Source organism: Stenotrophomonas sp. TWI809 (assembly GCF_039673205.1).
Classification (GTDB): Bacteria; Pseudomonadota; Gammaproteobacteria; order Xanthomonadales; family Xanthomonadaceae; genus Stenotrophomonas.
Genome location: NZ_JBDJLE010000026.1, coordinates 23,629 through 46,227, shown reverse-complemented (window position 1 = coordinate 46,227; position 22,599 = coordinate 23,629). Strand labels below are relative to the sequence as shown.

The 22,599-nt window shown below is 65.3% G+C and carries 20 protein-coding genes and 1 tRNA gene; 11 read left to right on the top strand and 10 right to left on the bottom strand.

Annotation, left to right across the window (positions count from 1 at the left end; translation table 11 throughout):
- Positions 1–154: 154 nt before the first annotated feature.
- Genes ABE472_RS16505 through thiS form a run of 4 tightly spaced genes read right to left on the bottom strand, consistent with a single transcriptional unit; the run spans position 155 to position 3,794 of the window.
- On the bottom strand, positions 155–2,002 hold the full coding sequence (locus ABE472_RS16505) for an SLC13 family permease (protein WP_121039313.1): 1,848 nt from the start codon (positions 2,000–2,002) through the stop codon (positions 155–157).
- A gap of 24 nt (positions 2,003–2,026) precedes the next feature.
- On the bottom strand, positions 2,027–2,761 hold the full coding sequence (gene trmB / locus ABE472_RS16500) for a tRNA (guanosine(46)-N7)-methyltransferase TrmB (protein ID WP_313210056.1): 735 nt from the start codon (positions 2,759–2,761) through the stop codon (positions 2,027–2,029).
- A complete protein-coding gene (locus ABE472_RS16495; RefSeq protein ID WP_313210058.1) occupies positions 2,761–3,555 on the bottom strand; it encodes a thiazole synthase in 795 nt (264 codons plus the stop codon). The genes trmB and ABE472_RS16495 overlap by 1 nt, the downstream gene beginning before the upstream one ends.
- Positions 3,556–3,593: 38 nt before the next feature.
- Entirely contained in the window at positions 3,594–3,794 is a 201-nt protein-coding gene (gene thiS, locus ABE472_RS16490; RefSeq protein WP_121039303.1) for a sulfur carrier protein ThiS, read from the bottom strand.
- A gap of 204 nt (positions 3,795–3,998) precedes the next feature.
- Between thiS and ABE472_RS16485 the strand changes: the two genes are divergently transcribed.
- Both ABE472_RS16485 and ABE472_RS16480 read left to right on the top strand, forming a co-directional pair.
- The gene (locus ABE472_RS16485) at positions 3,999–5,819 is read left to right on the top strand and encodes an autotransporter domain-containing protein (RefSeq protein WP_346466650.1); all 1,821 of its coding nucleotides are present in this window, start codon (positions 3,999–4,001) and stop codon (positions 5,817–5,819) included.
- 125 nt (positions 5,820–5,944) lie between these two features.
- Positions 5,945–6,018: transfer RNA gene (locus tag ABE472_RS16480), tRNA-Gly, on the top strand.
- Positions 6,019–6,041: 23 nt separating this feature from the next.
- On the opposite strand, the gene ABE472_RS16475 is transcribed toward ABE472_RS16480, so the two are convergent.
- The gene (locus ABE472_RS16475; protein WP_346466649.1) at positions 6,042–6,788 is read right to left on the bottom strand and encodes a hypothetical protein; all 747 of its coding nucleotides are present in this window, start codon (positions 6,786–6,788) and stop codon (positions 6,042–6,044) included.
- Positions 6,789–6,930: 142 nt separating this feature from the next.
- Here ABE472_RS16475 and rimK point away from each other — a divergent pair, with 142 nt between their 5' ends.
- From rimK to ABE472_RS16455, 4 genes are all read left to right on the top strand, one after another.
- The gene (rimK, locus tag ABE472_RS16470) at positions 6,931–7,824 is read left to right on the top strand and encodes a 30S ribosomal protein S6--L-glutamate ligase (RefSeq protein ID WP_121039296.1); all 894 of its coding nucleotides are present in this window, start codon (positions 6,931–6,933) and stop codon (positions 7,822–7,824) included.
- 250 nt (positions 7,825–8,074) lie between these two features.
- Positions 8,075–8,563, top strand: coding sequence for a hypothetical protein (locus tag ABE472_RS16465; RefSeq protein ID WP_346466648.1), 489 nt, complete (start codon positions 8,075–8,077; stop codon positions 8,561–8,563).
- A gap of 152 nt (positions 8,564–8,715) precedes the next feature.
- On the top strand, positions 8,716–9,393 hold the full coding sequence (locus ABE472_RS16460; protein ID WP_019183933.1) for a response regulator transcription factor: 678 nt from the start codon (positions 8,716–8,718) through the stop codon (positions 9,391–9,393).
- Entirely contained in the window at positions 9,356–10,720 is a 1,365-nt protein-coding gene (locus ABE472_RS16455; RefSeq protein ID WP_346466647.1) for a HAMP domain-containing sensor histidine kinase, read from the top strand. Before ABE472_RS16460 ends, ABE472_RS16455 begins: the two co-directional genes overlap by 38 nt.
- An 80-nt stretch (positions 10,721–10,800) precedes the next feature.
- Here the strand turns inward: ABE472_RS16455 and coaE are convergent, their stop codons facing one another.
- From coaE to ABE472_RS16440, 3 genes are read right to left on the bottom strand one after another with little or no spacing between them, the layout of a single operon-like run.
- Positions 10,801–11,412, bottom strand: a complete 612-nt coding sequence (coaE, locus tag ABE472_RS16450; protein ID WP_346466646.1) for a dephospho-CoA kinase — start codon at positions 11,410–11,412, stop codon at positions 10,801–10,803.
- A 10-nt stretch (positions 11,413–11,422) separates the two neighbouring features.
- Entirely contained in the window at positions 11,423–12,286 is an 864-nt protein-coding gene (locus ABE472_RS16445; RefSeq protein ID WP_346466645.1) for an A24 family peptidase, read from the bottom strand.
- A 7-nt stretch (positions 12,287–12,293) separates the two neighbouring features.
- Positions 12,294–13,553 (bottom strand): type II secretion system F family protein, encoded by a 1,260-nt coding sequence (locus tag ABE472_RS16440; protein WP_346466644.1) that lies wholly within the window; start codon positions 13,551–13,553, stop codon positions 12,294–12,296.
- A 362-nt stretch (positions 13,554–13,915) separates the two neighbouring features.
- Between ABE472_RS16440 and ABE472_RS16435 the strand changes: the two genes are divergently transcribed.
- The 3 genes from ABE472_RS16435 to pilB all read left to right on the top strand — a co-directional run bounded on the left by ABE472_RS16435 (position 13,916) and on the right by pilB (position 16,887).
- Complete coding sequence (locus ABE472_RS16435; RefSeq protein ID WP_346466643.1) at positions 13,916–14,353, top strand: pilin; 438 nt, start codon at positions 13,916–13,918, stop codon at positions 14,351–14,353.
- A gap of 226 nt (positions 14,354–14,579) precedes the next feature.
- On the top strand, positions 14,580–14,987 hold the full coding sequence (locus ABE472_RS16430) for a pilin (protein ID WP_346466642.1): 408 nt from the start codon (positions 14,580–14,582) through the stop codon (positions 14,985–14,987).
- A 172-nt stretch (positions 14,988–15,159) separates the two neighbouring features.
- Positions 15,160–16,887 (top strand): type IV-A pilus assembly ATPase PilB, encoded by a 1,728-nt coding sequence (gene pilB / locus ABE472_RS16425; RefSeq protein ID WP_293983316.1) that lies wholly within the window; start codon positions 15,160–15,162, stop codon positions 16,885–16,887.
- A gap of 89 nt (positions 16,888–16,976) precedes the next feature.
- Here pilB and ABE472_RS16420 read toward each other — a convergent pair whose 3' ends face one another.
- Positions 16,977–18,362 (bottom strand): sigma-54 dependent transcriptional regulator, encoded by a 1,386-nt coding sequence (locus tag ABE472_RS16420; RefSeq protein ID WP_121039246.1) that lies wholly within the window; start codon positions 18,360–18,362, stop codon positions 16,977–16,979.
- A 70-nt stretch (positions 18,363–18,432) separates the two neighbouring features.
- Complete coding sequence (locus ABE472_RS16415) at positions 18,433–20,046, bottom strand: ATP-binding protein (RefSeq protein ID WP_346466641.1); 1,614 nt, start codon at positions 20,044–20,046, stop codon at positions 18,433–18,435.
- A gap of 333 nt (positions 20,047–20,379) precedes the next feature.
- Here ABE472_RS16415 and sucC point away from each other — a divergent pair, with 333 nt between their 5' ends.
- The gene (gene sucC, locus ABE472_RS16410) at positions 20,380–21,549 is read left to right on the top strand and encodes an ADP-forming succinate--CoA ligase subunit beta (RefSeq protein WP_313210085.1); all 1,170 of its coding nucleotides are present in this window, start codon (positions 20,380–20,382) and stop codon (positions 21,547–21,549) included.
- Between the two features lie 21 nt (positions 21,550–21,570).
- Positions 21,571–22,446 (top strand): succinate--CoA ligase subunit alpha, encoded by an 876-nt coding sequence (gene sucD, locus ABE472_RS16405; RefSeq protein ID WP_137190155.1) that lies wholly within the window; start codon positions 21,571–21,573, stop codon positions 22,444–22,446.
- Positions 22,447–22,599: the final 153 nt, after the last annotated feature.

Genomic DNA, 22,599 nt, shown 5'->3' with positions numbered 1-22,599 from the left:
GCTCTTGATGGCCAACCGTACGTGGAGCCGGCCAGCGGCCGGCACTACTACGTCTTCAATGCCGGCCAGCGGCCGGCACTACTACGTCTTCGATGCCGGCCAGCGGCCGGCACTACCTGGGGCATCGGGCGAGCCGGCCAGCGGCCGGCACTCCCTAGAACATCAGGTTGATCATCAGCACCACCACCGCCGTATAGATCAACGACAGAGGGGCGCCGACGCGCCACAGCTCGCGCGGGGTGTAATTGGCCGGGCCGGTGATCATCGAAATCACCGGGTTGGAGGCTGTCATCAGATTGTTCGAGGCCGACAACGCCACGATCAGCGCGAACGCGGTCGGGCTGCCCCCGGCGGCCAGCGCCAGGTTCACCGCGATGGGCACCATCACGATGGTTGCGCCCACGTGGCTGATCACCAGCGAGAACATCGTGGTCAACAACGCCAGCGCGATTTCCAGCACCCACACCGGGATGCCGGTCGGCAGGCGGTCGATGGTGTGCCCGGCGATCCACGCCGCCGCGCCGCTGCTGTCCATCGCCCAGCCGAGCGGAATCAGCCCGGCCATCATGAACACGGTTTTCCAGTTGATCGAGGCGTAGGCCTCGTCCATGCGCAGCACGCCGGTCAGCAGCATGCCGGCCACGCCGGTCATCAGGGTCAGCGCCACCGGCAGCTTGGAGGTCAGCGCGATCAGGATGGTGATGGCGAAGATACTCATCGCGATCTTGAACTTGTGCGGCCGCTGCTCGCCCTTGGGGTAATCGGTCACCACCACGAAGTCGCGGCTCTTGGCCGCCTGCGCCAGGTCGGTCCAGATGCTGTGGAAGACCAGCATGTCACCGGCGCGCAGCGCCACGTTGCGCACGTCTTCGCGGATCACCTGCTTGTCGCGGTTGATCGCCAGCAGGCTGATCCCACGCTGCTTGCGCAGGCGCAGGTCCGAGGCGCTCTTGCCGATCACATCGGAGGTGGGCGGCACCACTGCTTCGGAAATGCCGGCGCGGCTGGGGTTGAACAGGTCGCCCAGGTGCTTCAGCCGCGAGGACATCCGCAGGAACTGGTTCTGTGCGAAATCGCTGACCTGCTGGCGCGCGCCCATCACGCCCAGCACGCTGCCCACCCAGATCCGCATCTCGGCCGGCGGGGCCAGACGGGTGTCATTGCCGGTCTTGAGCGCCAGCAGCAGCGGCGCATCGTGCACGTTCTCGGCCTCGCCCAGGGTCATGCCGACCAGGGGGCTTTCGGCGGTGACCACCAGTTCGAACACATCGCCTTCGATGCCGTAGGTCTTGGCGAAGTAGCTTTCGGTGCGTGACGGGGTGACGCCATCGTTGGCCAGCGTCTCTTCCTCCACCAGCTTGCGATCACCGAAGTAGCGGAAATACAGCAGCGAGGCGATCAGCAGCGCCACGCCGATCGGCAGCGGTGCGAACATGCGCAGCGGTTCGATGGTGGCCAGGCCCGAGGGCAGGTTGTTGTTGGCCGAGGCCAGCAGATCGTTGAGCAGGATCAGCGGCGAATTGCCGACCATGGTCAGCGCGCCGCCCATGACGATGGCCGCGGCGATCGGCAGCAGCAGGCGCTGCAGGGTCAGCCCGGTGCGCGCGGCCAGCCGCGAGGCGACCGGCAGGTACAGCGCCATCACCGAAGGGTTCTGCATGAACGAGGAGTTCAAGCCGGCGATCGCGGTGGTCATCATCAACAGGCGTGTCTCCACGCCATGCCCGCGCCGCAGCAGCCACGCCGCCAACCGGTTCAATGCCCCGGTGCGGTCCAGGCCCGCGCCGAGGATGGTGGTGGCGATGATGCTCATCACCGCGTTACCGGAAAAGCCGCCGAAGATTTCCTCCGGCGCGATCAGGCCGGTAACGCCGAGCACCACCAGCACCACCAAGGCCACCACGTCGGCGCGGATGCGCTCGAACAGGAACATCGCCATCGTGAAGCCGACCAGCCCGAGAACGAGCTTCATGTCGGTAGTCAGCGTCAGCGCGGTATCCATGGGGTGGCGCGGTTCCTTGTGGGATCAGGTGCGGTCGTACAACAGGTCCCACACGCCATGGCCAAGCTTCTGGCCACGGGTTTCGAAGTGGGTCTGCGGGCGCCATTCCGGCCGCTCGACCTGCCCACGCGGACCGGCGCGGTTGCTCAGCCCGGCGGTGGCGTCGAGCACGTCCCACATCTGCTCGGCATAGTCTTCCCAGTCCGTGGCGCAGTGCAGGCGGCCACCGACGCGCAGCTTGCGCACCAGCAGCTCGGCAAAGCCAGGCTGGATCAGGCGACGCTTGTTATGGCGCTTCTTGTGCCACGGATCCGGGAAGTAGATGCGCACTTCATCCAGCGCGCCATCGGCGATTTCCTTCTCCAGCACCTCCACGGCATCGTGGTGGTACAGGCGCACGTGGTCGGCGTTGTCGTCGGCCAGTGCATTGAGCAGGCGTCCCACGCCGGGCGCGTGCACTTCCAGGCCGATGTAATCGCGGCTCGGGTCCTGCTGCGCGGCGAAGCGCAGCGCGGCGCCATTGCCGAAGCCGATCTCCAGCACCTTGTGCGCATCGCGCCCGAAGGTGGCATCCAGATCGCGCGGCTCGCCGGTGAAATCCAGCCCGAAGCGCGGCCAGCGGTCGTCGAACGCACGCTGCTGGGCGGGAGTGAAACGCCCCTGGCGCAGCACGAAACTGCGGACCTCGCGGCGGCCTTCGGTGATGGTGAAGGGCTTGGGCGGTGCCTTGGCACCGGCGCTGTCGAAAGGATTGGTCATCAGCCGATCAACCCGTCGATCGGCGAGGACGCACTGGCGTAGCGCTTGCGCGGAATGCGCCCGGCCAGGAAGGCCTCGCGGCCCGCCTCCACGGCCTTGCGCATCGCGCTGGCCATGAGGATCGGGTTGCGCGCGCCGGCGATGGCGGTGTTCATCAGCACGCCATCGCAGCCCAGCTCCATCGCAATGGCTGCATCGGAGGCCGTGCCCACGCCGGCATCGACGATGATCGGTACCTTGGCGTCTTCGATGATCTGCAGCAGGTTGTACTTGTTCTGGATGCCCAGGCCCGAGCCGATCGGCGCGGCCAGCGGCATCACCGCAGCGCAGCCGATGTCTTCCAGGCGCTTGGCCAGGATCGGGTCATCGGAGGTATAGACCATCACCTCGAAGCCATCCTTGACCAGCTGCTCGGCCGCTTTGAGGGTCTGCACCACATCCGGGTACAGGCTCTTCTGGTCGCCCAGCACTTCCAGCTTGGTCAGGTTGTGGCCGTCCAGCAGCTCGCGGGCCAGCCGGCAGGTGCGCACGGCGTCTTCGGCGGTGTAGCAGCCGGCGGTGTTGGGCAGGATGGTGTAACGGTCCGGCGGCAGCACGTCGAGCAGGTTCGGCTCGCCCGGGTTCTGCCCGATGTTGGTGCGGCGGATCGCCACGGTGACGATCCGGGCGCCAGCGGCCTCGGTGGCCAGGCGGGTTTCTTCCAGATCCTTGAACTTGCCGGTGCCGGTGAGCAGGCGGGAAGCATAGGTCTTGCCGGCGATCACCAGCGAATCAGTGGGGGCAGGTGCATTCATGGCCCGAATTATCGCCTATCGCGCGTCACGATGCTGCCTCAGCCGCCGCCCAGTGCATGCACGATCTCGACCACGTCGCCCTCGCGCAGGGGGTGGCTGGCGTGCTGGCTGCGGGTGACGATCTCGCCATTGACTTCGACCGCGACGCGGCGCTCGAGCAGGTCCTCGCTGCGCAGCAGGTCGTGGACAGTGGCGGTGTGCGGAAGCTGGCGGTTCTCGCCGTTGAGCTGGATGTTCATGACGGTATTGTCCCGTAATCACATCCCAGTGCGTACCCTGTGCGCCCCGCGGCAGAGGTGCCGCGAGCGCCAGGCCAACGATGGCCGGGCGGCGGGCTGCGGCGTTCATGCCGCAGCGCAGCGTGATGCCGGCCAGGTGCAGTGGAACCATGGCACCGTGCGCCGGCGTACGTCCGCCGTCTTCCCCACCCTCAAGGAGTTTCCATGTTGCTCAGCAAACGCCCGATCCGTTCCCTCATGGCCGTGGCCATCGCCCTGGCGGCGATGCCGGCCATGGCCCAGTCGCCGTACACCAAGACCGTCTTCATCGGCGACAGCCTGACCGATTCCGGCTACTACCGCCCGCTGCTGCCGGCCGCTGTCCGCCCGGTGACCGGCCAGGCCACCACCAACCCGGGTTGGCAATGGGCGCAGCACGTGGCGAACTACTACGGCACCGATGCCAGCCCGAACGGTAACGGCCAGAACGGCGACAACTACGCCGTTGGCGGGGCCCGCGTGGGCGTGGACCTGACCCAGCCCGCGCTGGGCGGTGTGCCGATTCCTTCGCTGAAGACCCAGACGGCCAACTATCTGGCGGCCAACGGTGGCAAGGCCGACCCGAACGCGCTGTACACCGTGTGGGGCGGTGCCAATGATCTGTTCGCGATCCAGACCGGTGCGCCGCTGGTCCCGACCCTGACCGGTGCCGTCACCGACCAGGTCGGCATCGTCGGCACGCTGAAGGCAGCGGGCGCTGAATACATCGTGGTGCCGACCATCCCGGACATCGGCCTGACCCCGGGCGCCCGCGCCGGCGGCCCGGCTGGCATGGCCGCCGGCACCGCGCTGGCCAAGGCCTACAACGACGCCCTGTTCGGTGGCCTGAAGGCCGCCGGCCTGCAGGTGATCCCGGTCGACACCTTCCACATCCTGCAGGAAATCGTCGCCAACCCGTCGACCTACGGCTTCAGCAACGTCAGTGGCACCGCCTGCACGGTGCCTTCGTCGCTGACCTGCAACCCGACCAGCCTGGTCACCCCGGACGCATGGCGCACCTATGTCTTCGCCGACGGCGTACACCCGTCCTCGGCCACGCATGAAATGCTGGGCCAGTACACCCTGTCGATCCTGGAAGCGCCGCGCAACCAGCAGATCCTGACCCATTCGGCACAGACCATCGGCCGCTCGCGCGCTGACCAGGTCAGCTGGCACGTGGATGGCCGTCCGGCCGACGGCCTGAGCTGGTGGGGCAACCTGCGCGGCGACATGCAGCGTTACGCCCACGCCGATCTGTACGACGGCATGGCCCCGGCCGGCCTGTTCGGTGTGGATTGGGCGCGTGACGGCATGGTGGTCGGCGGCTTCGCCGGCTATGGCCGCATGGACGCCGATTTCGGCAACAACAAGGGCGACTTCACCCAGTCCGATACCACCCTGGGCCTGTTCGCCGGCTGGTACGGCGAGCGCGCCTGGGTCAACGGCCAGCTCAGCTACAGCTGGCTGGACTACGACGTGACCCGCAAGCTGCAGCTCGGCCCGGCAACGCGCATCCACAAGGGCTCGCCGGAAGGCAGCAACCTGACCGCCGCGTTGAACGCCGGTTACGAGTTCGGCACCGAAGGCGGCTTCCGTCACGGTCCGGTCGCCGCGGTGATCTGGCAGAAGGTGAAGCTGGATGGCTACACCGAGTCCAACCTGAGCGCCTCGGCGCTGGGCTATGGCGACCAGGATACGGATTCGACCGTCGGCCGCGTCGGCTGGCAGGCCCGCTTCGATGGCGGCAACGTCAAGCCGTACGTGCAGGTCACCTATGACCACGAGTTCGAGGACAGCAAGCAGGCCAGCGCCTGGCTGCAGACCATGCCGGACGTGGGCATGTACAAGGTGCCGGGCCTGGAGTTCGACAAGAACTACGCCACCGCCGTGCTGGGTGCGCGCCTGAACCTCTGGGGCCTGAGCAGCAACATCGGCATGAGCACCACCACGATGCAGAAGCGTGCACGTGACCTGTCGCTGTTCGCCAGCTTCGGCGGCAGCTTCTGATCCCACGTGCGCAGCGCCCGCCCGCGGGCGCCGTGCACGGCGGTGGAAAAGCGTGAAACAACGGGCGGCCCAGTGCCGCCCGTTGCGTTTGAGGGCCCCGCCCGAATAGACTTACGCCGCGCCTTGCGGGTGTAGCTCAATGGTAGAGCTGTAGCTTCCCAAGCTACTGACGAGGGTTCGATTCCCTTCACCCGCTCCACGCTTCACCTCCCATGCCGCCCGTCACCGCACGCGCGATGCCTCGAAGGTGAAGGGGTCGCTCTGATCCGGAAAGCGCAGCAGATAACGCGCAACGCGTGTCGTGCCATCCGATAGCAGATAGTCCACCTGCAGGCCGCTTGGATTCGTTTCCATCCCCGGGCCCAGATAGGTCGTGCTCGGATAACTGAATCCATCGCCCGCCGCCTTCTGTATGGCCACGCAACTGCCAAAGAGCGGGGGCAGGGTGTACAGATGCTCACCGTGCAACAGCATCACCAGCGTGTAGCGACCGCCTTTGCCACTGCTCACATAGTGCATGTCCAGGCACACCGACGTGCCCTGCTGCCAGGCGGTGACGTTCGCCAGATTCTCCGGGTCGATGGGGGTGCGGCTGGGCCAGTCCGGTGGTGCGAGAGCGACAGCGCTGCGCAATGGCCATCGCCGCGCACCGACCATCAGCGTCTGGCCGTCAAAGGCAACGTCGGGTGCGCCATCGGCCGGGTTCATCTGCAAGGTGCCCGGAACGATCCAGTCGGTCGCCTCGTAGCGCCGCAGGGCCTGCGTCATCGAGGTGGTCCACAGGCGCGCGCGCGGTGCGTCCGTGCAGGGCTTGTCGAGTGCGGTCCCCTTTCCCTCGAACAGGGGATCGCCCAACGACCTGTAGAAGTCGTTGTAACTGGTGAAATGGGCCGGCGCGGCCTGCGTGCCCGCTGAGAGCAGAACCGCGAGCAGGGCCGCGAAACAATGACGGGTGGGAGGCGTGGTCATCCGTGTTGCCGGGGCATCTCTGTGGGCGCCCATTATTGTGGAACAACCGCTGGATGCGGGCCGCAGCATCCTCGGGCCGGTCCGTCATCGCGGCCTACGCACCGCACGCTATGCTTCGCGCTTTCCCGTCCCCTGCGCCGCGATGAAACTCGCCATCCTGTCCCGCAACAGCAAGCTGTACTCCACGCGTCGCCTGGTGGAGGCCGCGCGTGCGCGGGGCCATACCGTGCGCATCCTCGATCCGTTGCGCTGTTACATGCGCATCGCCGCGGATGGCTTCACCATGCATTACAAGGGGCGGCCGATCACCGGGGTGGACGCGGTGATCCCGCGCATCGGTGCCTCGGTCACCCGCTACGGGACGGCCGTGCTGCGCCAGTTCGAGATGATGGGCGCGCGCACGCCCAACCCCTCCGATGCCATCCTGCGCGCCCGCGACAAGCTGCGCGCCCACCAGATCCTGGCCTCCAAGGGCATCGACATGCCGGTCACGGTGTTCGGCGACAACCCCGATGACACGGTCGATCTGCTCTCGATGCTGGGGCCGCCGCCGCATGTGGTGAAGCTCAACGAGGGCACCCAGGGCCGCGGCGTCATCCTGACCGAGAAGGCCAGCGCCTCGCGCGGCATCGTGGAGGCACTGCGCGGGCTCTACGCCAACTTCCTGATGCAGGAGTTCATCGGTGAGGCGCAGGGCGCCGACCTGCGCTGCCTGGTGGTCGGCGACCAGGTGGTCGGGGCGATGCAACGGCAGGCGCCGGAGGGGGATTTCCGCTCCAATCTGCATGCCGGGGGCAGTGCCCGCGCCGCCAAGGCCAGCCGGGCCGAGCAGCTGGTGGCGGTGCGCTCGGCCAAGGCGCTGGGCCTGGGCGTGGCCGGTGTGGACCTGATCCGCTCCAGCCGCGGCCCGCTGGTGTTGGAGGTCAACTCCACGCCTGGGCTGGAAGGCATCGAGGCGATCTGCCAGGCCGATCTTGCCGGGCGCATCATCGATCATGTTGCTTCCTTGAAAAAACCTGCAAATACAAAGGGTTGATGCGGTTTTCCAAGGTGGGGCAGGGCCTTAACATCGGTTTAATCGGCCCCGGCGTAGGCTCTGTCGAACCGCAGCTCTGCCCTCCTCAGCAGGATCGGTAATCGGGAAACAGCTTCAGGCCCGGCCAGCGTCAGTTGGTCGGGCCTTTTTCCGGCCTGCAGCGGTGCCAAGCCCCTGCCATCGGTAACTTGTCGGCCCGGTTCCATCCTCGTAGAGTTGGCGTTCATTCATGTGGATAAGGAAGTCGCAGATGTCACAGATGCATCGAATCATCGCTGTCGCGCTGCTCGGCTGTCTCTCGCTGGGTGCCCATGCCAAGCCGCCTGCGAACGCCGACGAGGCCGCGATGGCGCTTGCCGACGATGCGCCTGTTGCCGAACAGCTGGCCAAGGTCGAGCGCGCGCTGCACAGTGAGGACTACAGCGAGCTGAGCGTGGCCGACAAGAGCCGCGTTCAGGCCGCCTTGGACCGCATCCGCACCAAGATGGGTGATCGCGAGCGCTTCGATCAGCTCACCCCGCCGCAGAAAGTAGAGGTCTTCAATGACCAGGAAGTGGTCAATACCTTGATGACCAACGCCAAGGAAGACAGCCGCATGGTCTGCCGCAGCGAACGTCCGATCGGCAGCAACCGCCCTCAGCGCACCTGCATGACGGTGGCTCAGCGCCGCCAGGCGACGGAGGACGCCAGGCAGATGAAGCGTGATCTTCGGATTTCCGAACCCAAAGATGCCAGGTGATGATCGCCGGGTTTTGACGCTGCGCCAGCATTCGACGGTGTCTAATGTTAAGAATCGAAGCTGTATGGTCAGCTTGAGGTCGCGCAGTCCTGTTCCCATTGCTGCCCTGCGGCTCCGTTCTTTCCGTTGAACCCCACGAATCAGAGGTCCCAGTGCGAATTCTCGTCATCGAAGACAACAGCGACATTGCCGCCAACCTGGGCGATTACCTCGAAGACCGCGGTCACACCGTGGACTTCGCAGCCGATGGCGTCACCGGCCTGCACCTGGCGGTCGTCCATGAGTTCGACGCGATCGTGCTGGACCTCAACCTGCCCGGCATGGATGGGATCGAGGTCTGCCGCAAGCTGCGCAACGAGGCGCGCAAGCAGACCCCGGTGCTGATGCTGACGGCCCGCGATTCCCTGGATAACAAACTGGCCGGCTTCGATTCCGGCGCCGATGACTACCTGATCAAGCCGTTCGCGCTGCAGGAAGTGGAGGTGCGTCTGAACGCCCTGTCGCGTCGCGGCAAGGGCGTGCAGACCCGCGTGCTGGAAACCGGCGATCTGGAGTACAACCTGGACACGCTGGAAGTGCGCCGCCAGGGCAAGCTGCTGCAGCTCAACCCGACCGCGCTGAAGATCCTGCAGGCGCTGATGGAGGCCTCCCCGGCCGTCGTCACCCGCCAGGAGCTGGAAACCCGCGTCTGGGGCGAAGAGCTGCCGGATTCGGATTCCCTGCGCGTGCATATCCATGGCCTGCGCGCCGTGGTCGACAAACCCTTCGAGGTCCCGATGATCCAGACCCGTCATGGCATCGGATACCGCATCGCCGCGCCGGAAGCCTGATCCGGTGACGGGCAGGGGGGGGCGTCGCCGCGCGCCATACCGGCGCCGGCTGCGCAGCCGCATCATCGTCTCGTTCGTGCTGTTGGGCTTCTGCCTGACCACGTTGTTTGCGTTCGCCACCAACTGGGCGCGTGCCCGTGTGGAGAACCAGCTCGTCGAAGACGTGATGAACCGCAACATCGATGAGTTCGCCAAGCGCTTCTATTCCGACCGTACCCGTAATCCGGATCTTCCCGTGCAGCAGATGCGGGCCTTCGCGTATCCGCGCGAAATGCTCGACCGTGTACGGGTAGAGCGGGCGGAATGGGCGGCGTTGCCAAACGGCAACCACAACGTGAGCGGCCTGGACGAAGAGGGCAGGCCTTACGCCTACAAATTGGCGGTCCGCAAAGCTGACGATGCCTGGTTCTTCCTGGCGTACGACATGACCGAGGCCACGCGCGGGGAGGCCCAGCTCAAGCGCGCGCTGTGGATTTCGGTGCTGGTGTTCAGCGCCCTGTCCCTGGTGCTGGGCTGGTGGTCCGCCTCCAAGGTGATGAAGCCGGTGTCCGATCTGGCCGCCCGCCTGCGCGCCTACCGCGGTGGCACCAGCGAGCCCGAGCCGCTGGCACCGCGCTTCCCGGACGATGAGGTGGGCCAGCTGGCCCAGGCGCTGGATGACTATTCCGCGCGGCTGACCGAAGTGGTGCAGCGCGACCGCGAGTTCAATGCGGACGTCAGTCACGAGCTGCGCACGCCGCTGGCCGTGATCCGTGGCGCCACCGAGCTGCTGCTGACCCGCCCGGACCTCGATCCCAAGGTGCTGCAGCGCCTGCAGCGCATCCAGCGGGCCGAGCAGCAATGCACCGATCTGATCGGCGCGCTGCTGCTGCTCTCGCGCAACGAGCGCGGGCAGGGCAGCAGCAATGTCGCCCGCGTCTCCGAGCAGCTGCTGGATTCGCACCGTGCCCAGCTCGGCGGCAAGCCGCTCGAACTGATCCTGGAAGGCAACCACGACCTGGTGATCGATGCGCCGGAATCGGCCCTCTCGGTCGCGTTGGGCAACCTGATCGGCAATGCCGTGAAGTACTCGAAGGAAGGCGCGGTGCGCGTGCGCGTGGGCAACAACGCGGTCGAAGTGATCGACAGCGGCCCCGGCCTGAGCGAAGAAGATGCCGCCAAGCTGTTCCAGCGCGGCTACCGCGGAACGCATGCGGGTCATTCGCAGGGTGGGGGTATCGGCCTGTCCATCGTCAGCCGCCTGTGTGATCTCTACGGCTGGCAGGTCAACGTACGGCCAGGCGCCGGGCGTGGCGTCATCGCCACGCTGACGTTCTCCCCCGCCTGACACGGTAGAGCCGACCGTTGGTCGGCTCCTCCACGACCGTTGGTCGGCTCCTCCACAACCGTGGGTCGGCTCCTCCAGATCTACCGCGCCGCCAAATCCCGATAGGCCCGATCCAGCCGCGCCACATGCGCCTGCAGGTGGTCCGGGTGGCCATCATTGACCACCACATCATCGGCCAATGCCAGGCGCGCCTCGCGGCTGGCCTGGGCGGCGATCATGCGGTCCGCCAGGGCGCTATCGATGCCATCGCGCTGCATCAGCCGCGCGTGCTGCACGGCCACCGGCACGTCCACCACCAGGATCCGGTCCAGCCACGGGTACTGCTGGCGGCCACCGGCCTCGGTGAGCAGCGGAATCGCCGCGATCGCATACGGTCCCTCCGCCTGCTCGCAGGTCTCGCGCAGCAACTGACGAATAGCCGGATGGGTGATCGCTTCCAGCGCCTGACGCTCCTGCGCCGACGCGAAGATGCGGGCCCGCAGGGCGGCACGGTCCAGCTGGCCATCGGCCAGCAGGATCTCGGTGCCGAAGTGGGCGGCGATCCGCGCCAGCCCCTCGCTGCCCGGTGCCACCACCGCGCGTGCGGCCAGGTCGGCATCGGCAACGGTGATGCCCAGCGCCTCGAAGCGGCGGCTGACCTCGCTCTTGCCGGCGGCAATGCCGCCGGTCAGCCCAATCACGAAGCGGCTCATCGTGCGGCCCTCAACGCAGGCCGGCGTAGCTCAGGTAGCCGTCAATCAACGGCTCGCCCCACATGAACACGATCCAGCCGGCAATGGCCAGGTACGGCCCGAACGGGATCGGCGTGGCCCGGTCACGGCCGCGCGAGTACAGCCAGATCGAGCCGATGATCGCGCCCACCACGGACGACAGCAGGATGATCGGCAGGATGCCCTTGAGCCCGCACCACGCGCCCAAGGCCGCCAGCAGCTTGAAATCGCCGTGGCCCATGCCTTCCTTGCCGGTGATCTGCTTGAACAGCCACCACACCGACCACAGCGACAGATAGCCCGCCAGCGCACCCAGCAGGGCAGGCTTGGCCGGCATATAGAGATTGTCGCTGGCCGCGATCAGGCCCAGCCACATCAAGGGCAGGGTCAATTGGTCCGGTAACAGCTGGGTACGCAGGTCGATCCCGGACAGTGCCACCAGGAAGCAGCTCAGCACGATCGCGCCGAAGCCCTGCCAGCCGAACCCGAACTGCCAGACGCTGGCGGCCACCAGCGCGGCGGTCAGCAGCTCCACCAGCGGGTACTGGATCGAGATCGGGGCATGGCAATGCCGGCACTTGCCGCGCAGGGCCAGCCAGCTGAACAGCGGGATGTTCTCGTACCAGGACAGCTTGTGCTTGCAGTGCGGGCAGTGCGAGGGCTCGACCACGATGCCCGGTGGTGGCGGCTCGTAGATGTCCGGCTCTTCCAGCACCTCGCGCGCATCGCGCTTCCACTCCCACTCCAGCCGCTTGGGCAGGCGCAGGATCACCACGTTGAGGAAACTGCCGATCAGCAGTCCCAGTCCGACCGCGGCGGGGTAGCCGAGACCGGGATGCTGGTCGAGAAATGCCATTGATTAGTTATCCAACTACCGCGCCGAGTTTGAAGATGGGCAGGTACATGCCGATCACCATGCCGCCGACAATGGTACCAATGAACACCATGATCATCGGTTCCAGCAAGCTGCTCAGGGCGTCCACGGCATTGTTGACCTCCTGCTCGAAATACTCGGCCACCTTGAACAGCATGGTATCCAGCGCGCCGGCCTCTTCACCGATGGCGGTCATCTGCACCACCATGTGCGGGAAGATGTTGACCTGCTTCATGGCCATGTTGACCGGGTAACCGACCGACACGTCGTCGCGCATGCGCAGGACGGCCTCTTCATACACCTTGTTGCCTGTGGCGCCTGCGACGATGCCAAGCGCCTCGACCAGTGGCACGCCGGCTTTGAAGGTGACGGCGGTGGTGCGGGCGAAGCGCGCGATCGCACTGTTATGCATGATCTGGCCGATCACCGGGACCTTCAGGATCAGGCGGTCCATGCCGTGCTGCATCTTGGGCGATCGTTTATAGGCGTAGATGAAGCCTGCCGCCGCACCCAGCAGCACGAAAAGGATCACCCACCACCAGGACACGAGGAACCGCGACAGGTTGACGATCATCTGCGTGAAGGCAGGCAGCTCGGCGCCAAAGCCTTTGAACACATCTTCGAACTGAGGCACCACGAAGATCAGCATGATGGAACTGACCAGCATGGCGACAACGATCACCATCACTGGATAGAACAGGGCCTTCTTGATTTTGCCTTTCAGGCCTTCAATGTTCTCTTTATAAGTGGCGATGGTGTCCAGCACTGTTTCCAGGACACCAGCGCCCTCGCCTGCGCGAACCAGGTTGCGGTAGAGCTCGTCGAACTGAACCGGATGACGACTGATCGCTTCGTGTAGCGAGGAGCCGCCTTCAATGTCGGTACGGATCGTTTCCACGAGCTTCTTCATTCGTGGATTCTTATGTCCGCTGGCGATGATCTCCAGCGCACTGACGATCGGTACACCCGATTTCATCATGATCGCCATCTGGCGACTGAAGAAGGCGATGTCTTTGGCCCCGACCGCCGAGCCTGCCCCGCCGAACAGGGGCTTGGGCTTCTGCTTGACGATGCTGGGCGTAATACCCTGCCGTCGCAGTTCCGCGCGGAGCAGGTTGGCATTCTTGGCGGGCTGTTCGCCCTTCATCTTGACGCCCCGCTTGTCGGTCCCCTCCCAGACAAACGGTTGCAACTCCATGGTGCTTCGCGCCACGGGCTCTTTCTTGATCGCGCTACGGCTGACAGACATACAGGGCTCCCCAGCCACACCATCCCCAGGCGGGCTATCTCGCCGCATGGTAACGGGTTCCGGGAAGTGTTGGCAGTCCTGTCAGGCGTCCGGCTTTGGGCAGCAAGGCTGGACCGGGGGTGTCAAAAGGTGACGTAACAGGTCACATTGCCGGATGCGTCGCAAATTGTTGTGCGGGGGGTTCCAATCCTGAAGATTGGTGCCATGATTGCGCCGGGGAATGCTGGGGAGCATTGCTGGCACTGTTGGCACGCAACCTGCTTCGATCCACCCGCACAGGGCGCCCGCCTAGCTCACCCGGTCCGCCGGTCAGGCAATGGCCCAGTGCCCTATCTAAATTTCTACCTCTAGGGGATGTACTCATGAAGAAGCAGCAGGGCTTTACCCTGATCGAACTGATGATCGTTGTGGCGATCATCGCCATCCTGGCCGCTATCGCGCTGCCGGCTTATCAGGACTATGTGTCCAAGTCCAAGGTGACCGCTGCGCTGGCCGACCTGGCGTCGCACAAGACCCAGTTCGAAATGGAAGTCAGCGAAGGTCGTACCCCGACGCCTGTGACTGCAGGTTTCCAGGCCGAAGAAACCGGTGCCTGTTCGGAGATTGCTGTTGACGATTCGGGAATGACCTGCACGATCCGTGATCCGGGCCGCATTGGTGAGGGTTCGACCATCGCTCTGACCTATGCAGAGGCAGCCGTGGATGACGATGACGGCACCATCACCAAGGCAGGCGGCTTCACCTGTGAGGCGACTGCGGTTGCTGCCAAGTATCTGCCGAACGGTTGCACTGGTAGCTAATTTTTCTGCTCGTATCGGGTCGGCAGAGAGGCCATTGCCTGAAGCTGGAGCCTGAAAATGCCACACAAGGCCCGCTTTTGCGGGCCTTGTGCTGAGGGGCAAGGACTCGTCGAGCAACTTTTGGCCGTTTTTTATGGTGGGCTATTGCAACTCCAGCCTCCCTTGTCGTCCAAGGCGTACGTAAATTTCTGCGAAGCAATGGGGATTGCTTGGATCAGGGGGAGTCATGAACAAGCAAAAGGGCTTCACGCTCATCGAACTGATGATCGTGGTCGCCATCATCGCTATCCTGGCCGCGATTGCGATCCAGGCGTTTCCGTACTACATCGCCAAGACCCAGGTAACGGCTGCACTCGCAGACATGCATCCCGGGAAAACACTGGTGGAAGCGGTCATCGTGGAAGGTCGTAGCCCCGCGGTGGTGACACCTGCTTACCTTGGGCTCACGCGAAGCGTCCACTGTTCAGCGGTAGCGGCTCAATTCAATGATTCCGGTGTCGGGTTCATTCTCTGCACGGTCAAGGGCACCAGCACCGTAGACGGAAAGGATCTGCTCCTGCGCAGAAGCATTGAAGGCATATGGTCCTGCGATGGCAGCGCCTTCGATGCACGCGTACGCCCCACGGGTTGCTGATCTTCGGAGAAGCGATTGAGTGATGTAGGTCTTGAATCGACAGGGTTATCATGATTGCCCAGCTCGGTTTCCAGCCCCGCATGCGTGACGGGCGAAACACGTGGGGCAAGGCGCAGGGCTTATCCGTGAGCCGGCGCGCTGTCCGATGCCGCCATCGAAGAGAAGGATTGATATGAATGCCGTAACCACTGCAAACCTCGTCGGCATCACTGGAATCGCACGCCGCCTCGTTCAAGACGGCGTGCTTGAAGAGGCCGTCGCCCGCGAAGCCATGGCAAAGGCGGGTGCTGCCAAGCAGCCACTGCCGCAGTGGTTTGCAGAGAAGAAGGTGGTCACGAGCGCCCAGCTTGCCGCAGCGAACTCCCTGGAGTTCGGCATGCCGCTGCTGGATGTGTCGGTGTTCGATAACAATCAGAATGCCATGGGTCTGGTCAGCGAGGAGCTGCTGCGCAAGCATCATGTGCTTCCGCTGTTCAAGCGCGGTGGCAGGCTGTTTGTCGGTACCAGCAACCCGACCCATTCGCTGGACGAGATCAAGTTTCACACCAATCTGGTGGTGGAGCCGATCCTGGTCGATGAGGACCAGATCCGCCGTACGCTGGAGCAGTGGCAGTCCAAGCAGGACACGCTTGGCTCGGCGCTAGGCGCTGACGAGGAGGGGATGTCCGATCTCGACGTCTCCGCGGGCGACGAAGAAGGCGGTATCAGCGACTCCGGCATCGACGCCAAAGGCGACGACACCCCGGTCGTAAAGTTCGTCAACAAAGTCCTCGTGGACGCCATCCGCAAAGGCGCCTCGGACATCCACTTCGAACCCTACGAAGACGACTACCGCGTGCGCCTGCGCATCGATGGTCTGCTCAAGAACGTGGCCAAGGCCCCGGTCAAGCTCAACCAGCGCATCGCCGCGCGCCTGAAGGTGATGGCGCAGCTGGATATCGCCGAAAAGCGCGTGCCGCAGGATGGGCGCATCAAGCTCAACCTCTCCAAGACCCGCCAGATCGATTTCCGCGTCAGCACGCTGCCGACCCTGTTCGGCGAGAAGGTGGTGCTGCGTATCCTCGATGGCAGCGCGGCCAAGCTGGGCATCGACAAGCTCGGTTACGAGCCGGCGCAGCAGAAGCTGTTCCTGGATGCGATCCACAAGCCGTATGGCATGGTGCTGGTCACCGGGCCGACCGGCTCGGGTAAGACGGTCTCGCTGTACACCGCGCTGGGCATCCTCAACGATGAAACGCGCAACATCTCCACCGCCGAAGACCCGGTGGAAATCCGCCTGCCCGGCGTCAACCAGGTGCAGCAGAACGTCAAGCGCGGCATGACCTTCGCCGCGGCGCTGCGCTCGTTCCTGCGCCAGGATCCGGACATCATCATGGTCGGCGAAATCCGCGACCTGGAAACGGCGGAGATCGCGATCAAGGCGGCGCAGACGGGCCACATGGTGCTCTCCACGCTGCATACCAACGATGCGCCGCAGACCATCGCGCGCCTGATGAACATGGGCATCGCGCCGTACAACATCACCAGCTCGGTGACGTTGGTGATCGCCCAGCGCCTGGCGCGCCGGCTGTGCAACAACTGCAAGCGCCCGGTGGAACTGCCGGCCAATGCGCTGCTGGCCGAGGGTTTCACCCAGGCGCAGCTGGATGCGGGGATCAAGCTGTTCGAGCCGGTCGGCTGCGATGAGTGCACCGAGGGTTACAAGGGCCGTACCGGTCTGTACCAGGTCATGCCGATGACCGATGAAATTTCGACCATCGTGCTGGCCGGTGGCAATGCGCTGCAGATCGCCGAGGCCGCGCAGCTGGCGGGAGTGAATGATCTGCGCCAGTCGGCGCTGATCAAGGCCGCGGCGGGGGTGACCGGTCTGGCGGAGATCAATCGTGTGACCAAGGATTGAGCCGCGTCTACAGATGAGAAAAGGCCCGCGCAAGCGGGCCTTTTGGTTTCTGGGGCGGTGGATCCAAAGCAGCCACCCATGGGGTGGCGCTACTCCATGCCTAGCTTTTTCAGCTTGTACCGCAGTGCGCGGAAGGTGATGCCCAGCTGTGCGGCAGTACGCGTCTTGTTCCAGCGGTTTTCTTCCAGCGCCTTCTGGATCGCGGTGCGCTCCATCTGCTCGATGTAGGAGGGCAGGGCGCCATTGCCGGCCGGCAGGTCGACCACCGCTTCTTCCTGGGTGGGCGGCGCATTGCCGGCGCCGAAGCGTGGGGCGTGCTGGGGCAGGCGCAGGTCGCTGGCCCCGATGCGGTCTTCCTCGGCCAGGGCGAGGGCGCGCTCGAGGATGTTCTCCAGTTCGCGCACGTTGCCGGGGAAGTGGTACTGGGCCAGGGCTTCCAGCGCCGAGGGCGCCAGCAGCGGGGTCGGGCGGCCGTGGGTGCGGGCCAGCCGGGCCAGGATCGAGGCGGCCAGCGCGGGCAGGTCGCTGCGGCGTTCGCGCAGCGGTGGCACGCGCAGTTCGATCACGTTGATGCGGTAGTACAGATCGTGGCGGAAGCGGCCGTCTTCAACCAGTTCGCCCAGGTCCTTGTGCGTAGCCGAAAGGATGCGCACGTCCACCGGCACTTCGGTGGCGGCGCCGACCGGACGGATCGATTTCTCCTGGATCGCGCGCAGCAGTTTGACCTGCATCTGCAGGGGCAGCTCGGCCACTTCATCCAGGAACAGGGTGCCGCCGTGCGCGGCCTGGAACAGGCCGGGCTTGTCCGCATGGGCGCCACTGAAGCTGCCCTTCTTGTGCCCGAAGAACTCGCTTTCCATCAGTTCGGACGGAATCGCGCCGCAGTTGACCGGCACGAAGGCGCCGGGGGCGCGCGCGCTCTGCGCGTGGATGGTGCGGGCGACCAGTTCCTTGCCGACGCCGGATTCGCCAAGGATGTAGACCGGCGCCTGGCTGCGCGCGACCTTGCCGATGGTGGCGCGCAGCACATCCATCGAGGGCGAATCGCCGAGCAGGCGTGCGGCCTGTTCCGGGGCGAGCGGCGCGGGCGCGGCGCGCTCGGTGTTGTTGAGTTCCAGTGCGTGCTTGACCAGGCCGCGCAGCACCGAGATGTCCACCGGCTTGCTGACGAAATCGAAGGCGCCGGCCTTCAGCGCTTCCACCGCCAGGTCCATGCTGCCGAACGCGGTGATCATCGCCACCGGTGTGCGCGGGTAGTGCTGTGCGATCTCGGTGACCAGCTCGATGCCGTTGCCATCGGGCAGCCGCATGTCGGTGATGCACAGGTCGTACGGATTGCTGGCCAGCAGCTCACGGGCTTCGGCGAGGTTGGCTGCGGTGCTGATGCGCAGGCCCATGCGGCCCAGGGTCAGTACCAGCAGTTCGCGGATGTCACGCTCGTCATCGACGACGAGGGCGCTGCGGGTGTCATTCATAAGGAAGGAAGATAGCCGAGGGCGGTCGTTGGCGACAAATGTTTGACGGTGGCGTCCGGGTGTGCGCGGCTCATCCGGCCATCATCGTGTGGGGACCGGCCAGCACCAGCCGGAAACACGCACCGCCGGCAGGCACTGAGACGTACTCCAGCCGTGCCTGGTTGGCGCGGCACAGTTCGCGGGCGATATACAGGCCCAGCCCGGTGCCGTGCTCGGAGGTGGTGAAGAACGGGCGGAACAACTGGCTGGCAACCGTCTCGGGAATGCCGGGGCCGCGGTCCATCACATCGATGATGGCGGTGCGGTCCTGGCGCGCCACGCGCAGCCGCACGCGCGCCGGCTCTTCGGCCACGCGGCCGTACTTGAGCGCGTTGTGCACCAGCACGGTGAGGATCTGATGCAGGTGGCGCGGATCGACCAGGGCGTGCACCGAGGTCTCGCTGATGATCGGCTCCACGCTGTCGGTTTCCAGCGACAGGACCTGTTTGTACTCCAGCACGAAGCGGCGCACGAACGAGGCCAGATCCACGTTCTCCGGATTGGCACGCTCGCGCCGGGCCAGCCCGAGCACGCTTTCGACGATGCCGTTGGTGCGCTGGCACTGCTGGTTGATGATCTGCAGCAGGCGGCGGTCGGTGTCGCCGATATCGGTGGATTCTTCCAGCAGCTGGGCGGCGTAGTTGATTGCCGCCAGCGGGTTGCGGATCTCATGGGCCAGGCTGGCCGAGAAGCGCCCCATCGCCGAGAGCGTCAAGGACTCGGCACGCCGCGAGACCACGGTGGAATCATCCAGGAACACCAGGGTGAGGTCGCTGCCGGCCAGCAGGCGGGCAAAGCGTGGCTGCACTTCGGGCTGGTCCGGCGAGAGCTGCAGGGGCATTTCTTCGTTGGTCCAGCCGTTGCGCCAGCGCAGCAGCCGGCGGCTCAGCTCGGGCGAGGCACTGCCCAGTTCCAGCTTGCCGCTGCCACTGTTGCCGTCGGCATCGCCGAGCAGGGTGGAGGCGGCTTCGTTGGCCAGGGTGATGCGGTTGGCGCCGTCCACCACGATCACGCCGGTGCGCATGCGGCGGATGATCAGCTCGTTGATCTGGAACAGGTTGGCCACTTCATCGCCGCGCTGGTTGGCCAACTGCTGGTTCATGCGGGCGCGGTTGCCGACCTGGTAGCTGATGAAGGCGATGGCGAGATAGCTGGTGACGAACATGGCCAGCTCGGCCAGGGTGCGGGTCGGGTCGCCGCCTTCGAGCTGCTTCCAGAGGTACTCGCCGGCGGTGGCGGTGCTGGCGGCAGCGGCCAGGCCCAGCCCCATGCCCAGCGGCAGCAGGGTCGCGGCGGCGGCGATGTTGAACAGCAGCGACATCGAGATGCCCGCGCTGGCGCCCGGCAGGGCGTGGGCGAGCAGGGTGGCGGCGATGATGTCGGCGGCCACGCTCCACACCACGATGGTGCGCAGCCAGCGCTCGTTGCGCCCGAACAGCAGCACCAGCACGGCCACCACCAGGTAGCCGCTGGCCACGATGGTCGCCAGCGTCGGGTGGTCCGCGGTGCCGACCAGGCCGCTCAGCGGGCTGAACAGCAGCGCGCCGATGACGGTGGCCATCAGCAGGCGGTACAGCGCGAAGAAATACAGCTCGCGCCGCGGTATCGATTCGATGCGGTCGATCAATGAAGCACTGGGTGACACGCCGGAACTCCCCTTCTGGCATGGGGGCAGTGTAGGGGGTCCGGCCGGGTTTGGGGGCAGGCGGCGGGGGCGGGGCGTGTGAAGGCCGGGCGGTGCGCGGGCGCCGGCCAGCTGCGCGGCCGTGCCACAGGGGGCCCGGGTGGCCGTTTCCGGCCGCTGCCGCAACTGTCTGAAATTGCGCCGGAAACGCCTCCCTGCGCGTGTCTTGGGACTGACTTCTTTGCGCCCGCGCGCCGGGTCGTCCACAATAGTGGGCCCGCCGCGGTCCTTACCGGCGCCCCCGTGAGGGAGCCTTGGAGATGCGTGCGGTCGTTCCTATTCCCACGGTGACGCATGAATTTCCACGAATACCAGTCAAAACAGCTGCTTGCCGAGTACGGCATTCCCGTTCCGGCCGGCAAGGTCGCGGCTACCCCGGACGAAGCGGTTGACGCTGCCAACGCCCTGGGCCAGGGCCCCTGGATGGTCAAGGCGCAGATCCACGCTGGCGGCCGCGGCAAGGCTGGCGGCGTCAAGTTCTGCAAGACCACCGACGACGTGAAGGCCGCTGCGGCCAAGATGCTCGGCACCAAGATGGCCACCTACCAGACCGCAGGCGTTGAACTGCCGGTCAACCTGGTGCTGGTGACCACCGCCGGTGAGATCGTCAAGGAACTGTACCTGTCGGTGCTGGTTGACCGTGGCACCAAGACCATCACCTACATCGCTTCTTCGGAAGGCGGCGTGGAGATCGAGCAGGTCGCCGCTGAAACCCCCGAGCTGATCCACTCGCTCAACGTTGATTTCGTTGAAGGCGTGCAGGGTTACCACGGCCGTGATTTCGGCTTCAAGCTGGGCCTGACCGCCAAGCAGGCCGGCCAGTTCGCCAGCATCATGGTGAACCTGTACCGCCTGTTCAACGAAAAGGACCTGGCCCTGGTTGAAATCAACCCGCTGGCCATCCTGGACGACGGCAACCTGTACGCGCTGGACGGCAAGTTCGACAGCGACGACAACGCCGCGTTCCGTCAGAAGGCGCTCGTTGCCATGCGCGACAAGACCCAGGAAGACGAAACCGAAGTGACCGCTTCGGAGCTGGACATCAACTACGTCACCATGGACGGCAACATCGGCTGCATGGTCAACGGCGCCGGCCTGGCCATGGCCACCATGGACGTCATCAAGCTCAACGGCGGCGAGCCGGCGAACTTCCTGGACGTGGGCGGCGGTGCGAACAAGCAGCGCGTCATCGAAGCGTTCAAGCTGATCCTGTCCTCGGACAAGGTCGAAGGCATCTTCGTCAACATCTTCGGCGGCATCGTCCGCTGCGACATGATTGCCGAAGGCATCATCGCCGCGGTCAAGGAAGTGGGCGTCAAGGTTCCGGTCGTGGTGCGCCTGGAAGGCACCAACGTGGAAGAAGGCAAGCAGCTGCTGCGTGACAGCGGCATGGCCATCATCCCGGCCGACAACATCAACGACGGTGCCAAGAAGGTCGTCGCTGCTGTCAAAGCCGCCGCCTGATCCGACACCGAAGGAAATCCAATGTCAGTTTTGATCAATAAGAACACCAAGGTGATCGTGCAGGGCTTCACCGGCCAGCAGGGTACCTTCCACGCCACTCAGATGATCGAGTACGGCACCCAGGTTGTTGGCGGCGTGACCCCCGGCAAGGGCGGCACCACCCACATCGATCTGCCGGTCTTCAACACCGTTGCCGACGCCGTGCAGAGCACCGGCGCCAACGCCTCGGTCATCTACGTGCCGCCGCCGTACGCGGCTGACGCGATCCTGGAAGCGGCCGCTGCCGGCATCCAGGTCATCGTGTGCATCACCGAAGGCATTCCGGTGCTGGACATGCTGCGCGTCAAGAACGTGCTGACCCGTGCCCATCCGGACACCGTGCTGGTCGGTCCGAACTGCCCCGGCGTGATCACCCCGGGCGAGTGCAAGATCGGCATCATGCCGGGCCACATCCACATGCCGGGCAAGATCGGCATCGTGTCGCGCTCGGGTACCCTGACCTACGAAGCGGTCAAGCAGACCACCGAAGTCGGCCTGGGCCAGTCCACCTGCATCGGCATCGGTGGTGACCCGATCAACGGCCTGAACTTCGTCGACTGCCTCAAGCTGTTCAACGAAGATCCGCAGACCCTGGGCATCATCATGGTCGGTGAAATCGGCGGCGACGCTGAAGAAGCCGGTGCCGAGTACATCAAGAACCACGTGAAGAAGCCGGTCGTCGGTTTCATCGCGGGCGCCTCGGCTCCGGCCGGCAAGCGCATGGGCCACGCCGGTGCGATCGCATCGGGCGGCAAGGGCACTGCCGAAGGCAAGTTCGCCGCCATGGAAGCAGCCGGTGTTGTCACCGTCCGCTCGCCGGGCGACCTGGGCGCTGCCATCGCCAAGCTGGTCAAATAAGCCGCCGGCCGCACCCGCGGCCGACGCGCGGGTAGAGCTGACCGTTGGTCAGCTACCCGTAGAGCCGACCGTTGGTCGGCTGCCGGTAGAGCCGACCGTTGGTCGGCTGCATCAAACAGAAAGGCCGCCTCCGGGCGGCCTTTCTGCGTTTCA

Coding starts and splice junctions, on each gene's coding strand:
- ABE472_RS16505 (WP_121039313.1), bottom strand. CDS start 2,002: ATGGATACCGCGCTGACGCTGACTACCGACATGAAGCTCGTTCTCGGG.
- trmB (WP_313210056.1), bottom strand. CDS start 2,761: ATGACCAATCCTTTCGACAGCGCCGGTGCCAAGGCACCGCCCAAGCCC.
- ABE472_RS16495 (WP_313210058.1), bottom strand. CDS start 3,555: ATGAATGCACCTGCCCCCACTGATTCGCTGGTGATCGCCGGCAAGACC.
- thiS (WP_121039303.1), bottom strand. CDS start 3,794: ATGAACATCCAGCTCAACGGCGAGAACCGCCAGCTTCCGCACACCGCC.
- ABE472_RS16485 (WP_346466650.1), top strand. CDS start 3,999: ATGTTGCTCAGCAAACGCCCGATCCGTTCCCTCATGGCCGTGGCCATC.
- ABE472_RS16475 (WP_346466649.1), bottom strand. CDS start 6,788: ATGACCACGCCTCCCACCCGTCATTGTTTCGCGGCCCTGCTCGCGGTT.
- rimK (WP_121039296.1), top strand. CDS start 6,931: ATGAAACTCGCCATCCTGTCCCGCAACAGCAAGCTGTACTCCACGCGT.
- ABE472_RS16465 (WP_346466648.1), top strand. CDS start 8,075: ATGTCACAGATGCATCGAATCATCGCTGTCGCGCTGCTCGGCTGTCTC.
- ABE472_RS16455 (WP_346466647.1), top strand. CDS start 9,356: ATGGCATCGGATACCGCATCGCCGCGCCGGAAGCCTGATCCGGTGACG.
- coaE (WP_346466646.1), bottom strand. CDS start 11,412: ATGAGCCGCTTCGTGATTGGGCTGACCGGCGGCATTGCCGCCGGCAAG.
- ABE472_RS16445 (WP_346466645.1), bottom strand. CDS start 12,286: ATGGCATTTCTCGACCAGCATCCCGGTCTCGGCTACCCCGCCGCGGTC.
- ABE472_RS16440 (WP_346466644.1), bottom strand. CDS start 13,553: ATGTCTGTCAGCCGTAGCGCGATCAAGAAAGAGCCCGTGGCGCGAAGC.
- ABE472_RS16435 (WP_346466643.1), top strand. CDS start 13,916: ATGAAGAAGCAGCAGGGCTTTACCCTGATCGAACTGATGATCGTTGTG.
- ABE472_RS16430 (WP_346466642.1), top strand. CDS start 14,580: ATGAACAAGCAAAAGGGCTTCACGCTCATCGAACTGATGATCGTGGTC.
- pilB (WP_293983316.1), top strand. CDS start 15,160: ATGAATGCCGTAACCACTGCAAACCTCGTCGGCATCACTGGAATCGCA.
- ABE472_RS16420 (WP_121039246.1), bottom strand. CDS start 18,362: ATGAATGACACCCGCAGCGCCCTCGTCGTCGATGACGAGCGTGACATC.
- sucC (WP_313210085.1), top strand. CDS start 20,380: ATGAATTTCCACGAATACCAGTCAAAACAGCTGCTTGCCGAGTACGGC.
- sucD (WP_137190155.1), top strand. CDS start 21,571: ATGTCAGTTTTGATCAATAAGAACACCAAGGTGATCGTGCAGGGCTTC.